Here is a 14,762-nt window from a genome sequence, read left to right on the forward strand (position 1 = left end):
TAGACCCAGACGGCATATGCAACGATTTCACGAGGGAATCGGTAGCCTTTCAAGCGCGGCATGGAGGACGGTATATTCATACCCAATGCCTAACCAAGCGCCGCACTGCAAACAAGTTGGCAATCCCAGTAAAACCCTTAGAGGGGCGCCGATGAATTTCGGTGCCCCTTCCGGGCACAGCCCTGCGGGTGAGGCCCGGTCAATGGCAAAATGAAGGTGAAGCAATTATCGAGATGAAATGGGGAACGATATCGCTGGCTGTGATCGCGGCCATTGCAGGTACGTGGTACGTCATACAGCCCGATGACACGAACAGGCCGAATTGCTGACACGTCTGGATTTGCAAGACGAACCACGCAAAGTGGTCGCAGCTGACCCTGGGGTTAACCTGAACTCACTGGGCGTGCGGGTCCCTCGCGCAAGAGCGGCGTTGAAGAAAAAGATAGTCGAGATCTGCCCGGACTGCGGTGAGGGCGGTTGCATGCAATGTGACTGTGTTCATTCGCGGGCCTTGTCGATCCCGTCTCAGCCTGAATTGTTAGCCTAAGCTTTCCACCCAAAAGCCAAGAAAGCCCTTCACGACATTTGGCAAGCCGAGACGAAAAAAGATGTTGATGGCATTCTTCGATTTCCCTGCCCTGCATTGGCAAAGTATCTGCACCAGCAACCCGATTGAATCGGCTTTCACCACGATCCGACACCGCACCAAACGCTCAAAAAGCTGCCGCTCACGTGACGGCATGCTGCACGTGATGTTCAAGCTGGGCAAATGTGCCGAACAAAATTGGAGGAAGCTACGCGGCTTTGACTATCTGGCCAAAGTCATCACAGGCGTGACGTTCAAAGACGGAATGGAAAACACAAAAAGAAACCAGATCACCGCATGACCAACAAAGCTCAAACACCAGATTTGACGATAACTCTAGCAGTGCACAGGAACATTCATGGCCCAAACTTCATATGCAACATTTACCCGTGGCAATCTCATGCGTCATGTCACGGTTATGTCACTTTCCACCGGTTTTGGTCTTATGGCCATTTTCGCTGTTGATTTAATTGACTTAGTATTCATTTCAATGCTGGGTCACCACCATCTCGCGGTTGCTGCGGGTTATGCCAGCGTAATAATGTTTTTCACCAGTTCCGTGAACATCGGCTCGTCGATTGCGGCTGGCGTTCTTTCTGCAAGTTCTATTGGTGCGGACAAGGACCAGGAAGCACGCGAATATGCCACGAGTACAGCCATGTTTGTGTTTATTATAGGAGCCATACTGCCCCTGATTGTTTTACCGAATATCGCCTTTCTGCTTTCTCTTCTGGGGGCGACAGGAGATGAGGTTGAACTCGCAGCAAGTTATCTTTGGATCATTCTTCCTTTCACCTTCGTTTCAGGGCTGTCGATGGTGGTTGTTTCAGTGCTTCGAGCTTATGGCGAAAGCAGCTCAGCAATGTATCCTTCTTTCTTTGGGGCAGTTACCAATGCTGCTCTTGATCCGCTTTTAATGTTTAGTTTGGGCTTGGGTCTTAACGGCGCCGCCTGGGCGACGGTTGCGGCCCGGTTTGTGACTTTGGCAATTGCCTTTTATCCTGCTTTACGAAAACACTTAGCATTCGCCTTCCCGAGGATCAGTTGGCTTTTCCGAGATTTTCTTATAGTATCAAGGCTCGCGGTACCTGGGGTTCTCACCAATATTGCCACGCCCGTTGGCACTGCGATTGTGACGAGGGAGATGGCTAAGTTTGGTGTTGAGGCCGTTGCCGGAATGGCGATAGTCGGCCGCTTGACACCTGTTGCATTCGCCGTTGTCCTCGCCCTTTCAAGCGCTATCGGACCCATTATTGGCCAAAACTATGGCGCAAATTCTATGGAGAGGGTGCATACAGCGTTTCTGAATGGGTTAAAGTTCTTGGCAATCTACGTCGTTGGTATGACGCTCATTTTGTTCCTGTTTCGTGAACAAATCGCCGATCTTTTCGATGCGAAAGGTCAGGTACGCTCATTGATTTATTTATTTAGTGGACCGCTTGCGTTGGCGTCATTCTTTAATGGGGCCATTTTTGTTTCCAACGCTGCGTTTAGCAATCTTGGATATCCCTCCTATTCGGCCTGGATAAACTGGGGGCGTAATACTATAGGCACATGGCCCTTTGTCTTTGTTGGCGCGGCGATTTGGGGTGCGCCTGGCGTTTTGATTGGTCAAGCGCTTGGGGGTATTTCTTTTGCCTTACTAGCAATCTGGTTGGGGCTCCGGGTCATCAAAAATAAAACCCGGGAAAGAACGAAACATCGGTTTCACAGTGAAGGACGGCAGAGGTGGTTCCGGAAATCTGAACAGCCGGGATAGGTGGATTTTCCGCGCAACAGCGGCATGATTGCCGTGAGCGAGGAGAGATGGCAACCGCATTTTCACGCGCGCGATTGGGAATTACGGCTTTCCCGACAAGGTGGTCATCGACAAAAGCGGGGCAAATCGCGCCAGGCTGCAGAACATGAATTGCATGCTTATTTTGAACGGGTGGTTTTGGCTGACCGAAATCCTGCAGGTCAAGTATCTGAACAACATCATCGAGCAGGATCACAGGTCATCAAGAAGCTGACACGGCAAATGAAAGGGCTCAAATCCTTCGGTTCAGCCTCGGTAACACTGGTGGGCATCGAGGTTGCACACACGATTCGCAAGGGCCAATTCGAGGCGCCCGGCCAATCCGCATTCCAGCAATTCTCGGGACTCGCCGGATAACTGTGTCCAGCGAAACGAGTCATTCCGTCGATCAACAAACTTTGCGACAGAGCCGTGAGTTCTGTGGTTTTCATGAGCGATTATTCCTTTGCGCTTTGACTTGAAGGGCGGTCTGCTCCGTCAGGACGCGGTTCTTGCTTGGTAATCTCATTCAAGATGGAACAAGAACCGACGCCACCCTCTCCCGGGCAGGCCGCGATCAACGTCTCGAGCGCGCCCTGCACGCGTCGCAGTCTCTCGATCTTGATATTCACATCGTTCAGTTTGGCGACGGCGCGCAGTCTCACATCGGAGCAGTCGCTGTCGGGATCGGATCGCAACTCCATCAACTCCTGAATATCGTTCAGCGAGAATCCGATCTCCTGCGCATGGCGGATGAAACGAATCTGTTCAATCGTTTCGGAGTCGTATTCGCGATAGCCGCGCACGGGCGTCCGGGGTTGGGGAACCAAACCGCGACGTTCATAGAACCGGATGGTTTCCACGCTCACGTCGGCGGCTTTTGCGGCCTTGCTTATGGTGCAACGTGTCATTTATGCCTCCTTCGTATCGATCAACCTACTCCCCGTATTTGAGGCTGGTGTTTTCGTCTTGATCAAGCGGTTTTTCTACCCAAGGCTGGCCAAGCTTGATCGAGGCGTTGGCGGTTTCAATAAACTTTCGCATGGGGATGACGGCTTCGGGGGGCCGGTCTCGCGGAGTTGGGTGTATTGCGCCTTGAGACCGGGGTTGAAACACATGGCTACCAGCGTCGGCATGTAGTGCACGTCGCGCAGCGGATTGCGCCCGCCGCTGATGAAGATTTCACCTTTCCATGTACCGAATTCCCGGCTGTAGGGGCCAAATCCGGCGAGGCTTACGGCCGACGAGCCTTGCCGGTCATCAGATTGTTAATTTGGCCGCCACTTTTGAATGCGGTTGTTGAGAAAGTCGGCAACGAACACGCTGCCATCCGCCGCGACGGCCACGGCGATAGCGTGGTCGAACTTGCCGGGCCCCGTCCCTTTCCCGCCGAAATCCGTGAGAAAGGTGCCATCCGGCGCGAATTTCTGGACGCGATTGTTGTAGAAGTCAGCGGCGAACAGGTTCCCTTCAGAACCGAAGGCGATCGATGTCACCGTGGTGAACCAGCCATTGAACGGGCCGTAGATGCCGCGCGCCAGCGGCCCCCCCCACTTGTGCAGGAACGTCCCGTCCGGATCGAACACCTGAATCCGGTTTCCATAGCCGTCCGCCATGTAGATGCTGCCCGTTCGGTCCAGCGTCACATCAGTCGGATAGTGGAAACTTCCGACGGCGTGGCTTGTCTGGCCCGTCGTCCCCCACTGGCGAACGAACACACCATCGGGCTTCAGTTCTTGCACGCGCTGCCCGTAGAAGTCGGCTACATAGAGCTCGCCGTTCTTGCCAACAGCGAGCCCGCCCGGCGCGCTGAACTGGCCCGGGCCGTTACCGGGGCCGCCGATGATCCGCCTGAGCGTACCGTCCAGTCCGAACACCTGGATGCGATCGTTGAAATATTCTGGCACATAAAGTTCGCCGTCACGGACCGTCAGGTTCATCGGCCTACCGAGCTCGCCGGGTTCCTTGCCCGGGCGGCCGAACTGGCGCTTGAAATTGCCGTCGAGATCGAAAACCTGGATACGGCCGTTGCGCGAGTCGGCCACGAACACCTCGCCATCGGCAATGGCGATCCCTGTCGGGTCGCTGAATTGGCCGGGTCTGACACCCTTCCCGCCCCAAGCCTTGACGAATTCGTAAGAAGGTTCCTTCGCTGACGGCACGAAGGCGATCCAACCTGCTGCGGCCAGGACGGACACGCCGCTGACCATTCCGCCGAGAATTTTGAGCATGGTGCGTCGCTTGATCATGCCCATTAGAAATTCACCCTGAAACCGGCTCGAACCGCGTAATCGTCTTCGAGCGCCGTACCGCCCAGGTCCTGGATAACCGGAATTTGCACGATCGCTTCGGCGATCCACTTCCTCGTCACGTATTGGAGGCCGGGGGAAAGGTAGAGCTTCGTGCCGCCGGAGTTCGGGTCCTTGGTCCCGTTGATCTTGTTTTTAGCCTGGTGAAACAGGTTCGCCTCGATGACGCCGTAGAGGAACCCGGGCACGCCGGGCCCGAGCTCGCGCGGCAAGAGCCGGTACTGCAGCGAGGTGTCAAAGCGGAACTCGTCGCCGAACTCAAAGCCGTTGGCTTCGGTGTTGGCCTTGTAGCTGGCTTGGGCATCAATCTCGTAATCAAGCGTCTGCCAGGTCACGACCACCCCGCCGAATGGGTCCCAGGAGCCGGATCCCGGTTGCAACGGCTGGGGCAAGCGTCCGAAGCTATCGCGATCATTATCAGCGCCCGTGGGTAGCTTGAGTCCGGCGAAGGGCGCTATGCGGAAGTTGCTGCCTCGCATGTCGTTCTGGAAGACCGTGTAACGGGCGAAGATCTGCGCATCGCCGATGCCGTTTGTGCTGCGGCTGATGCGCTGGCCGGCCGGCATGGTGAGATCAAGATCCTTGTCGAGATAAGGAAGAATGCCAAACAGCGCCAGGTCGCTGGTGACACCGTAACCGAGCACCGAGATACTGCCGCGGACTTCGAGGTTTCGGTCTGCGGCGCTCGGATCATCGCTGGCCTTGAGATCGAGGAACTGCTGGCGGAAGACGAAATTACCCTTGCTGACGGGAAGCGCGGAGTTGAACGTTTCGGGCGCGGCACGGACTTCCGTTGCAACGCCTGCCGAGGCGGCAAGTGCCACCATGGCGAGAGTGATACTGTGAAGAGGTGTCAAGATTTTCTCTCCGTATTCCTTGGACCGCCTCATTGCGCGGCCTGCGTGAACCCGTTCAGGGTGAAGCCAGCATCCTTGACGGCTTGCTTGGCCGTCGCCTCATCAAGTGCGGCGCCATCCTTCATGGTCACGATAACGGTGCCGTCGCCTATGTTCGTCTCGACGCGCTCCACGCCCCCGATGGCGTTCAGTTCCTTCTCGATGCCATAGGCGCAGAACGGACAGGCAAGACCGGCTACTTCGATCCGGTAGCTCGGTCCGGCGGCAAAGGCCGCAGTTGCGATCCATGTCGTGGTAAAAACTGCCAGAATGATGCGTCCCAGGGTTTTCATACTCGTTTCCTTTCATTGTCGGGTTTAGGGCCGCCTAGCGACTCACGTCATCCTCGATGTTTACCCACCGTACCATAGTACGGAGTCAAGTCTAATTTTGTAGATCGTTGCTGATGGCGTGAGCGTGGATGCAATCTGTGAGGATTCCGCCCCGGGCAGCCGTGAAAGTCGTCCCGCTCTCGACCCATTGGACCTTTCGAGACCAGCGACCGAAAGCTCCCGGCGATGGCCGGGTTTTGCTCCCCCATTCACAGCAAGCGGTTCGAAATTGCAGCCGTAGTGTATGAGAAGTCGGTGACATCTCCTTCGGGTTCACCCACCTTGATAGCTCTGCGGCACTCTGCTTACGCTCGCTGTGGCGTTTGAGCGAGTATGTCTTGTCGTCTCGGGGTGAATATCGTGAACTTCATCATCTCTTCCATGACGTCGGCCATCCTGTCGTAGTAGGGTGAGGGCTTCATCCGGCCACTTTCGTCGAACTTCAAAAAACGCCTTTGGTGTGGACGACGGGCTGGGAATGGGCAAAACGCTTTCAGCGGCCCAAGATGCGGAGCTGGTTCACGGCGTTGAAGCGCTGCGGACCGCCGCTGATCTGCATGACGGCCAGCGTCTTGCCTTGTATCGGGCGCGCACCGCCGAGGGAGATCGGTATCCAATCGATCTGGGTTTTTATGATGTCGGTCATTGCGCCGCGCCGGTCTGGCGAACATCAGACCATGTCTTCTGACCAAGTGACCAGGTCGCGTAAGTCCTGTGCATACGTCGAAATGGGCTTTTCCAGGAAAAGTTGGACTATCCCTCGTCGTCAACGCCGTTCAACCCTCGAGGAGGGCATCAATGACGGCGCATTCTGGGGCGGCATCGCCGGTACACTTTGCCACGGTCTCAGACAGGACCCGCTCGATCCGCATAAGATCGACGATTTTCGCCTGAACGTCTTTCAAATGATCTTCGGCGACGGTTTGGACTTCGGCACAGGTCTGGGTCCGGTCATCAACCAACCCCAGCAGCCCGCGTATTTCTTCCAAAGTAAAGCCGAGATCGCGGGACCGCATGACGAATTTTAACCGTCTGACATGTGAATCATCGTAGCTTCGGTGCCCTTTCGCACTGCGGGGCGGGTCCGGCATGATACCGACCGTCTCGTAATAGCGGATCGTTTCAAGATTGCAGCCTGTGGCCCGTGCCAGATCAATCCGCCGAAGTGACTTCACGCTTCTGTTATCCATCTCACCTAATAAACCTCTTGAGCCTGTATCTCCTACAGACTGTAGAACGGAGGAAATACCCAAACAAGGCCGATTCGGTGGAACAGAGCTTTACAGATCAAATATCCAGTCAGACGCGCCGAGACAGCGATGACACCTCCAAGGGTTGGGGCGCAACCGGCCTCGGTGTTTTTGGCGCGTTGGCGATGACATCGTGCTGTATCCTGCCGCTTGTTCTGGTCAGTTTCGGTGTCACCGGCGTCTTCATCGCGCAGCTTGGCGCGCTCTATGCCTACAAGTGGTATACTTTTGCGCTGAGCGCCGCTTTCATCGGATACGGGTTTTACAAGGCCTACAAGCCAGTGGACCCGGAAGCCTGTACCGACGGGATCTGTGCCCGCCCGATCAACCGGACGGTCATGCGGGCAACACTCTGGACCGCCGCTGCGATTGTCATTGTGGCGATGGCCTTTCCCTACATCACGCCCTTCATCCTTAAATTCTGAGTAAGGACCAATATCATGAAACATCTCCTGTTGTCTTCGACCCTCGCCGTTGTCGCGTTTTCCTCAGCCGCCTTCGCGGAAGAGCGCAAGGTGGAGATAGCTGTCAGTGAGCTGACCTGTCCGTCCTGTTCCTTCATCGTTGCCGCTTCGATGCGGGGCGTTCCATCCGTTCAGATCGTCAAATTCGCGGACGGTCCCGAATATGGCCATGGCGTTTACAACATCACCTTCGACGATGCCGAAACCAATGTGGAAAGCATCATCGACGCTGTGACGGCAAACGGCTACCCCGCCCAGGTTGTACCCGGTTCTGCATCTTGACCAGGAGGAATTGCAATGCGTGACGATTGGATGGGCGGACTTCTGGCCGTTGGAATTGCGGCCCCGGTCATGATCGTGTGTTGCGGGGGTGGAGTCGCCCTTCTGGCAGCGACCTTCGGTGGGATTGGAGCCTGGCTGACGGGATTTGGCGGTATTTCCATCGCGCTGGTTGCGGCGGTCGTTTTCCTTGTCGTCCGTGAATTCCGACGGTCCTCCAAAAGGGGTGCCAACTCCAATAGTTCTATAGACAGAAAGACACAATCTTGACTCAAAACACCGAAAATCCCGACCGCATGCTGAAATGGGGGCTGGGCGGCGCGCTCTTTGCTGCCCTGTGCTGCTTTACGCCCTTACTGGTCTTCGTCGTTGCTGGCGTCGGTCTGTCTGCCTTCACCGGCTGGCTCGACTATGCTTTGTTCCCGCTGATGTTCTTCTGCCTTGCTGTTGTGGCGCAGGCGCTGTGGCTGCGCGCGGGACGAAGGGGACCAAACCCAAAGCTCTGGGCGACGATGATTGCCGCTCTGCTGTCGATTTTCATCATCTGGGTCGAGTTTCGTTTTGCAATTCGGATCACGGTGGGCGCTTTTGTCGTCATCGGCGTCTACGCCTTTCTTCTCAACCGAATGAAATCCGAAGGCGCGACATCATGATGATGGGATCTTACACGGCGGGCTGCATGTTCTTCGGCATTCTCGGGATGTCGGCACCGCTCATCGCCATCGGTGCGATCATCTATCTGGTCGTCGCCAATCGAAAAAATACGAACCTACATGAGGCATATTGAAATGAAAGATATCAACAAGAATGACGACGGAAACGGTGGTTACGACCTGATCGTTGTCGGGGCCGGGTCGGCGGGCTTTTCTGCCTCGATCACGGCCGCAGACGCTGGCAAGCGCGTGGCGCTTGTTGGGCATGGCACCATTGGTGGCACCTGCGTGAACTTTGGCTGTGTGCCGTCCAAGGCAATGATCCGTGCCGCAGAAGCTATCCATGGCGCGCAAGCAGCCAAACGGTTTCCCGGCCTTTCGGGGGCAGCACAGGTCGATGACTGGCATGCGCTGATCCAATCCAAGGACGATCTGGTGGCGACCCTGCGCCAGAAGAAATACGCCGACCTGCTGCCGCAATATGACGGCGTCGATTACATTGATGCCGGTCCCGCGCATCTGGTCAAAGGCGGCGTTACCGTAGGGGGCCGCACCCTGACTGCGCCGAAGATGATCATTGCGACGGGCGGGCGTTCGGTCCTACCGACGATTGACGGTATTGAGGATATAGGCGCGCTCGACAGCACCAGCCTGCTGGAACTGGAAACCCTACCGAAAAGCCTCATCTTCATAGGCGCGGGTTATATCGGTGCAGAACTGGCACAGATGATGGGCCGGATGGGCGTAAAGGTCACGCTGGTGACACGCTCGCACCTGCTGCCGGGTGCAGAACCGGAGGTCTCGAAGGCCTTGGCGGAAGCTTTCGTGGCAGAGGGGGTCACCCTGCTGAGCGGCCTGAGCTATGAGAGCGTCTCACGCGACGCGGCGGGTGTGACCTTGCGGGTCATGCGGGACGGCACCCCTGTCGAGGTCACTGCGGACCGTCTCGTTGCGACTGCTGGCAGACGCGCAAATACAGAGGGAATGGGGTTGAACGAGATCGGCGTGCGGACTGATGCGCGCGGGTCCATCATGATTGGTGACGACATGCAGACCTCGGTGCCCGGCATCTATGCCGCTGGCGACGTGACCGACCGCGACCAGTTCGTCTATATGGCGGCCTACGGAGCCAAGCTGGCAGTGAAGAACGCCGTTCTGGGCGATACCCAAAGCTATGATAATTCTTCCATGCCCTGGGTCGTGTTCAGCGACCCCCAGGTTGCCGGTGTCGGTCTCAGCGAGCAACAGGCGCGCGAGGCCGGGTTCGATGTCAAGACTTCTGTTGTGCCACTCGACCAGGTGCCACGCGCGCTGGCCGCACGAGACACACGTGGATTGATCAAACTGGTGGCGGACAAGACCACCGACAGGCTGCTTGGCGGCCAGATCATCGCCCCGGAAGGCTCGGACACGATCCAGACGCTGGTCATGGCACTGAAGTTCGGCATGACGACCAAAGCATTGGGAGCAACGATCTTTCCCTATCTGACGACCGTAGAAGGCCTGAAACTGGCCGCGCAAACCTTCGATATGGATGTGGCCAAGCTCAGCTGCTGTGCCGGATAGAATGGAAAAAAGTAGAGAAGATAACACATATACAGAGCCTGGACACGTCAGTCGTAACCGACTCCTGTGTCATAGAGGCGTTACCACAGCTCTTGACGGAGTGGCGCGCGCAAGCAATGGGCCGGGATGCGGCCGCAGGCGCGCGCTCTTCACTTGGCGATACTCAACAGCTTTCTAAAACTCGGCCGCCCACCTGAGATTGAGACGCAGGATGCGGCGTTGCTTGAAGATTTACAACAACGCGACTTGATCGTTGTCAATGGCAACGCCATCCAGCACGCCTATCCGATTGCCGCCAGTGCCATGCCGCATTCAGTAACCATTGCTGGCGTTAAAAATTTCAATGTGTGCGCAAGGTAGTGTCGCAAATTTTTTCGCTTCCAGCTTGATTGTCGATGTTGCAGAGCAGGGTCGGAAGAAACGGTTGTGCGAGTTGGGCAGGATGGCGATAGATTTCAAAGGCGTGCACTACCCGAAGTCCGTGGTTTTGTACGCAGTGTTTTTCTACGTTCGTTACGCTGTGTCCTACCGAGACCTCGAGGAGATCATGGCAGAACGTGGTGTCGTCGTTGACCATGCGACGCTAAATCGGTGGGTGGTGAAATTCTCGCCGTTGATTGCTGCAAATGCCCAAACCCGGAAGCGGCGAACTGCAAATTCCTGGCGGATGGACGAAACATACATACGGGTCCGGGGCAAGTGGACTTACCTTTACCGCGCGGTCGATCGGGACGGCCAAACCCTTGATTTCATGCTGTCTGAACGCCGTGACCTTGCCGCAGCCCGCAGGTTTTTCAAGCAGGCGATGGGCACAAACGGCGTGCCAGATCGGGTGGTCATCGACAACAGACAAGAGCGGCGCAAACCTGGCCGGACTGACAGCAGTGAACGTGATCCTGAAATTCACCGGGACGGGACGTCTTGTCACGATCCGGCAGGTCAAGTATCTCAACAATATTCTGGAACAGGATCACCGTTTTATCAAGCGGATTACCGGCCCAATGTTGGGCTTCAAGGCCTTCCATTCAGCTGCCGCAACCATCGCAGGGATCGAGGTCGCCCACATGATCCGCAAGAAACAATTTGCGGCTCAAGGCATAGCTGCATTCCAGCAATTCGCAGCGCTGGCGGCATAGTCATGTCCGCAGGGTAGCCGTCTCAAACACTTACAAAAATTTGCGACGGAACCCTGACGATCGCATCAGACACGATCTCGGCATGGACTTCACTGATCATCCGCATTTCATCGGACCGGGTCGGTGGCGTGGCATCCCCTTCGGATACCCGACGAAATACCGAAAGCAAGTGCCTGATCTCTGCGCCGCTTCTCGTGTGCAGGAGGTTCCTGAAGCCGAGGACATCAAAAAAGGTCACAAGGCATTCTTCGTAGTCGGGGTCGTTTTCAAAATCAGTCATCTATCATCCATCATCAGCCGAGGAGCTTCTCCAACTCTTCGCCTTGGGCGGCGTGCTTCTCGGGGTTCTCTGCTTTCAGCTTGTTCACATTGATCAGCTTCCATCTGACGGCTGGCAACGCGGCGGCTTGAGATCGGCCGATCGCCTCGAAGTCCGGTTCGCCTTCGTGCAAAGTTCTCAGAAATCTCTTCGCGTCCTCATCGAGTCGGGATCGAATATCCCCGATTACGCGGTCGCGTGTCGTGATCAGTTCCGCAAGGTCGACTGCTTCCTTCGTCATGCCCTCGAATTCCCGCGCATAGGGCTGATCCAGATTGATCAGGTTTGGGTTCAGCAGTTCGTGCGGCGGGCGTGGTGAACTCGCGACGTAGATCAGAAAGGTGCGGAACAACTCGTCGGTAAACCCTTCGTTCTCGTAGAGCAGCTTGACGTCGTAGAGATCTCGCGGGTGCTGGCGATCGACGGCCGCATGTAGCTTACCGCCGAACAAATCCTCGAAGGAGACGATGTTCATCATCGCGTATCCGAACTCTTCCTCGACGGCTTCCGAGACTTCGCGTTGTTCCGGATCGTGCACGACGCCGCGGGTGACGGGGGAGGTTTCGATCTTGATTTCGGCTGCACCGAGGCGTGCGAGCGCGCGTGTGGCGCCGCCGCCACCGCCCGCAATACGCTGCGCTTTGGCGCCGGTGATGCCGCCTTCGATGGCGGCGGCAATCCGGTCCATCGCGTCGTTGATCTCGGCGAGGCTTTCTGCGCGATCTTTGATTGGCAGATAGGTCAGATCGATATCGACCGAGAGGCGCGGAAGGTCGCGAAAGAAGAGGTTGATGGCCGTCCCGCCCTTGAGCGCAAATCTCTCCTCCTTGGCGACATACGGGAGTATGCGCACGAGCAGGGCCACTTGGGCGGCATAGTCTTCACGCGCCATCGCCACGCTCCGTTCTTACAAATTCTTCGGGCACCATGATCCGATAGCGCGGATGTATCTTGCCGCCTTTGACCAGGGCGCGGTCGCCGCTGCCGAGGTCGAACTCTTCCGGATCGAGTCGCTTGCGCCAGGCATGGTCGTGGCGGTCGGCGAACACGAAGAACAGGCGTTTGACCTTGATTTTCTTGCAACTTCTGAGCAGCGCCGAGAGGGTTCTCGGGCGCAACGTCGTCAGGCTTTCGAACGCCATGTCGAGGTTGTGAAAGCTCTCTTGATCCGGCAACTCGTCCAGCGCTTCGAGGATCGCGCGTTCCGGCGAGGACATCACCAGTTTCCAGTCCCATGGCAGGGACGTTGCTGACTCGTTGAGAATATTTCGTGTGTCAGCGACACCCAACTCCGGATCGGAAAATAGCGATACGCTGCGTGTGCGGAGTTCGGCGTTGAGCGGCAGTTTTTCGAGCCAGCTGGGGATTTTTGAGCCGTAGAGCCAGACCGTGCTCTTGTCTCCGAGTGAGAGATAGTGCGCATATCCTTGCAGGCTCAATGCCGTCACCCCGCCGACATGGACAGGGTAGTGCATGATGTGCTGGAGCGAGAGCAGGCAGGTCTTCCAGTCGAGCGTGTTCGTGGTGGCGCTGCTTGGTGCGGGGCGGCGAAAGACGCCGCGTCCAAGGCGTTCTAGCCAGCCGCGTTGGACATAAGCGTAGGACGAACGTCGACCTATCCCATGCTGTTCAAGCCAGGGGGAGTCTACGAGGAACCCCGCGGGGACAGCCTCAAGAAGGTTCTTTAGTTTTTCGTGTTCTTGTCCACTCATATGCGACACAATGGTGTATTTTTAAAGAGGGCGCTACTTGTTTCTGTGAAAACCTGCGAGATAGTCCGTCAAGGATCGACAAATTCTGAAATTCTCAAAGAGACTGGTGGTTGTCAGCTCTGAAGCTCTCCAGCAAAGCAGGGCGTGGATGCCCTAGATTGGCTGAGAAGACGCTCGGCCATTCGGATCGAAAAGCTGTAGCTTTGTGCCCATGTCGAAGCCGCTGCGCCAAACCAAGCCAAGTTTCACTTTCTATTGTGGCGTTCTTTTGCCCATACAAACATCGCACCGACGGCAGCATTGGCTTGCTGCACGCTGAACACTTCCGGTTCGAACGCGCCCGCCCATTGCTTTGTATCACGATGTTCCGAGTGGCGTTTGTCGGTCAGCGCGTCGAGAAACTCTTCGTAAGAGTAGGGCCCTCCACAGTCCTCTGGCGGGCACGCTCGCTCTCCGGCAACACAGGCGGGAAAGTCCAAATCTGGTCTTCCGGTTGGTTTGTTAACCTTCTCAACAGTGAAGAGATGCCGCCAACCATCGCCGAAATCATAAGTGTATGTGAACTGGCTGCCTTTCTTGACCAGCTCTCCAAGAGTAAACCTCTTTTCGTCCTTCCGGCCATCGTTTGGGTCCCAGCTGTCGTCACTTTCATCGCGGGCCTCGAACCTATCTTCGCCAATCTCGAATTCATGCAAATGATAGTCTTGCCAAGGCATAGCGCCCTGAAGAACGGAATGCAGGATGTCCAAGCTGATGTTATTCGGCACGAAGATCCGGCGCCAGATGGGTGGTTTGATGCCAATAAGTTCGATTTTCAGCTCAATCAAAGTACGTTCCGCCTGTCTCAATGGCCCTGCCGTTGAAGTAACTTTTGATTCTTAAGCTGAAGCATTCAAGGGGAACTTTGGCCCCTCCTGCCCTTTGGCCAGTACCGCGCCCTACTCGGTCGGCTGGACGCAGCCGCCCTCCCCGAGCTGAAACGCCGCCTCTCCCTGCGACGTGCCGCTGGCCGCGCAGTCTCCTCCGGAGCCAGCCCGACCAGCCGTCGCATGGTCGTGGCAACGCTTCATCTCGGCCGTTCCGGTTACGGTCGCTGGGGCGGGCGCGTTACATCTGTGTTCTTGTACCTCGCATCTCGGCCGGTGTTGTTCCTCGCTTTGCCGGACATGCTGTGCCTCACGGTCATCATGGGTCGCAAACAGTTTTCGAAACTCGCCGGATAGCAGTGGCCGCAGCTTGCAGAAGGCCGGTGATGGTCGTCATGCGCAAATCGCAATTTATCGGGCTGCGGTAGAGGGTCCGTTCGAAATCCGGGTGGCCGAGCAGGGCGTCGAGGCTTCGACGGTATCCCTACTGGGGATTGCCAACTTGTTTGCAGTGCGGCGCTTGGTTAGGCATTGGGTATGAATATACCGTCCTCCATGCCGCGCTTGAAAGGCTACCGATTCCCTCGTGAAATCGTTGCATATGCCGTCTGGGTCTA

18 protein-coding genes and 5 pseudogenes are annotated in these 14,762 nt (G+C 56.4%); 12 read left to right on the forward strand and 11 right to left on the reverse strand.

From position 1 onward, the window contains the following. A pseudogene (locus tag BHD06_RS23290) lies at nucleotides 1-80 on the reverse strand (IS6 family transposase); the annotation flags it as partial. A 476-nt stretch (nucleotides 81-556) separates the two neighbouring features. Between BHD06_RS23290 and BHD06_RS21235 the strand changes: the two are divergent. The 3 genes and pseudogenes from BHD06_RS21235 to BHD06_RS24870 all read left to right on the forward strand — a co-directional run. Further along, nucleotides 557-887 (forward strand): annotated as a pseudogene (locus tag BHD06_RS21235) (transposase); the annotation flags it as partial. A gap of 57 nt (nucleotides 888-944) precedes the next feature. Then, nucleotides 945-2,345 carry an MATE family efflux transporter gene (locus BHD06_RS21240; protein WP_080458956.1) on the forward strand — a complete coding sequence of 467 codons (1,401 nt, stop codon included), beginning with the start codon at nucleotides 945-947 and terminating at the stop codon, nucleotides 2,343-2,345. Continuing rightward, on the forward strand, nucleotides 2,346-2,741 hold the full coding sequence (locus tag BHD06_RS24870) for a hypothetical protein (protein ID WP_376764871.1): 396 nt from the start codon (nucleotides 2,346-2,348) through the stop codon (nucleotides 2,739-2,741). Between the two features lie 80 nt (nucleotides 2,742-2,821). On the opposite strand, the gene BHD06_RS21250 is transcribed toward BHD06_RS24870, so the two are convergent. The 6 genes and pseudogenes from BHD06_RS21250 to BHD06_RS21275 form a co-directional block, all read right to left on the reverse strand. Continuing rightward, nucleotides 2,822-3,274, reverse strand: coding sequence for a MerR family transcriptional regulator (locus BHD06_RS21250; protein WP_080458957.1), 453 nt, complete (start codon nucleotides 3,272-3,274; stop codon nucleotides 2,822-2,824). 357 nt (nucleotides 3,275-3,631) lie between these two features. Continuing rightward, complete coding sequence (locus tag BHD06_RS21255; protein WP_217805709.1) at nucleotides 3,632-4,618, reverse strand: NHL repeat-containing protein; 987 nt, start codon at nucleotides 4,616-4,618, stop codon at nucleotides 3,632-3,634. Beyond that, nucleotides 4,618-5,529, reverse strand: coding sequence for a transporter (locus BHD06_RS21260; protein WP_217805710.1), 912 nt, complete (start codon nucleotides 5,527-5,529; stop codon nucleotides 4,618-4,620). The genes BHD06_RS21255 and BHD06_RS21260 overlap by 1 nt, the downstream gene beginning before the upstream one ends. A gap of 29 nt (nucleotides 5,530-5,558) precedes the next feature. Beyond that, nucleotides 5,559-5,861, reverse strand: coding sequence for a heavy-metal-associated domain-containing protein (locus BHD06_RS21265; RefSeq protein ID WP_080458959.1), 303 nt, complete (start codon nucleotides 5,859-5,861; stop codon nucleotides 5,559-5,561). A 310-nt stretch (nucleotides 5,862-6,171) separates the two neighbouring features. Continuing rightward, nucleotides 6,172-6,615, reverse strand: a pseudogene (locus BHD06_RS24565) (NAD(P)H-dependent oxidoreductase); the annotation flags it as partial. A 61-nt stretch (nucleotides 6,616-6,676) separates the two neighbouring features. Then, on the reverse strand, nucleotides 6,677-7,090 hold the full coding sequence (locus tag BHD06_RS21275) for a helix-turn-helix domain-containing protein (RefSeq protein WP_176214444.1): 414 nt from the start codon (nucleotides 7,088-7,090) through the stop codon (nucleotides 6,677-6,679). A gap of 101 nt (nucleotides 7,091-7,191) precedes the next feature. Between BHD06_RS21275 and BHD06_RS21280 the strand changes: the two genes are divergently transcribed. From BHD06_RS21280 to BHD06_RS21305, 8 genes and pseudogenes are all read left to right on the forward strand, one after another. After that, entirely contained in the window at nucleotides 7,192-7,575 is a 384-nt protein-coding gene (locus BHD06_RS21280) for a mercuric transporter MerT family protein (RefSeq protein ID WP_254892554.1), read from the forward strand. Between the two features lie 15 nt (nucleotides 7,576-7,590). Beyond that, nucleotides 7,591-7,896, forward strand: coding sequence for a periplasmic mercury ion-binding protein (locus BHD06_RS21285; RefSeq protein WP_080458961.1), 306 nt, complete (start codon nucleotides 7,591-7,593; stop codon nucleotides 7,894-7,896). Nucleotides 7,897-7,911: 15 nt separating this feature from the next. Beyond that, the gene (locus BHD06_RS23295) at nucleotides 7,912-8,163 is read left to right on the forward strand and encodes a hypothetical protein (protein WP_139784830.1); all 252 of its coding nucleotides are present in this window, start codon (nucleotides 7,912-7,914) and stop codon (nucleotides 8,161-8,163) included. Nucleotides 8,164-8,189: 26 nt separating this feature from the next. Then, nucleotides 8,190-8,546: a mercury resistance system transport protein MerF gene (merF, locus tag BHD06_RS21290; RefSeq protein WP_139784831.1), complete on the forward strand. Its 357-nt coding sequence runs from the start codon at nucleotides 8,190-8,192 to the stop codon at nucleotides 8,544-8,546. Next, complete coding sequence (locus BHD06_RS23925; RefSeq protein ID WP_176214445.1) at nucleotides 8,543-8,680, forward strand: hypothetical protein; 138 nt, start codon at nucleotides 8,543-8,545, stop codon at nucleotides 8,678-8,680. Before merF ends, BHD06_RS23925 begins: the two co-directional genes overlap by 4 nt. A gap of 1 nt (nucleotide 8,681) precedes the next feature. Beyond that, nucleotides 8,682-10,112 carry a mercury(II) reductase gene (merA, locus tag BHD06_RS21295; protein ID WP_080458963.1) on the forward strand — a complete coding sequence of 477 codons (1,431 nt, stop codon included), beginning with the start codon at nucleotides 8,682-8,684 and terminating at the stop codon, nucleotides 10,110-10,112. Between the two features lie 153 nt (nucleotides 10,113-10,265). Further along, a complete protein-coding gene (locus BHD06_RS21300; protein ID WP_139784832.1) occupies nucleotides 10,266-10,472 on the forward strand; it encodes a hypothetical protein in 207 nt (68 codons plus the stop codon). An 82-nt stretch (nucleotides 10,473-10,554) separates the two neighbouring features. Continuing rightward, nucleotides 10,555-11,248, forward strand: a pseudogene (locus BHD06_RS21305) (IS6 family transposase). A gap of 22 nt (nucleotides 11,249-11,270) precedes the next feature. On the opposite strand, the gene BHD06_RS21310 reads toward BHD06_RS21305, so the two are convergent. The 4 genes from BHD06_RS21310 to BHD06_RS21325 all read right to left on the reverse strand — a co-directional run bounded on the left by BHD06_RS21310 (nucleotide 11,271) and on the right by BHD06_RS21325 (nucleotide 14,106). Continuing rightward, nucleotides 11,271-11,528: a hypothetical protein gene (locus tag BHD06_RS21310; RefSeq protein ID WP_080458965.1), complete on the reverse strand. Its 258-nt coding sequence runs from the start codon at nucleotides 11,526-11,528 to the stop codon at nucleotides 11,271-11,273. Nucleotides 11,529-11,541: 13 nt separating this feature from the next. Beyond that, nucleotides 11,542-12,459, reverse strand: a complete 918-nt coding sequence (locus tag BHD06_RS21315) for a nucleotidyl transferase AbiEii/AbiGii toxin family protein (protein ID WP_080458966.1) — start codon at nucleotides 12,457-12,459, stop codon at nucleotides 11,542-11,544. Continuing rightward, nucleotides 12,449-13,279: a type IV toxin-antitoxin system AbiEi family antitoxin domain-containing protein gene (locus BHD06_RS21320; RefSeq protein ID WP_080458967.1), complete on the reverse strand. Its 831-nt coding sequence runs from the start codon at nucleotides 13,277-13,279 to the stop codon at nucleotides 12,449-12,451. Before BHD06_RS21320 ends, BHD06_RS21315 begins: the two co-directional genes overlap by 11 nt. A 245-nt stretch (nucleotides 13,280-13,524) precedes the next feature. Continuing rightward, entirely contained in the window at nucleotides 13,525-14,106 is a 582-nt protein-coding gene (locus BHD06_RS21325; protein WP_254892553.1) for a plasmid pRiA4b ORF-3 family protein, read from the reverse strand. 576 nt (nucleotides 14,107-14,682) lie between these two features. Between BHD06_RS21325 and BHD06_RS23300 the strand changes: the two are divergent. Beyond that, nucleotides 14,683-14,762, forward strand: a pseudogene (locus tag BHD06_RS23300) (IS6 family transposase); the annotation flags it as partial.

This window comes from Roseovarius sp. A-2 (assembly GCF_002072155.1).
Lineage (GTDB): Bacteria > Pseudomonadota > Alphaproteobacteria > Rhodobacterales > Rhodobacteraceae > Roseovarius.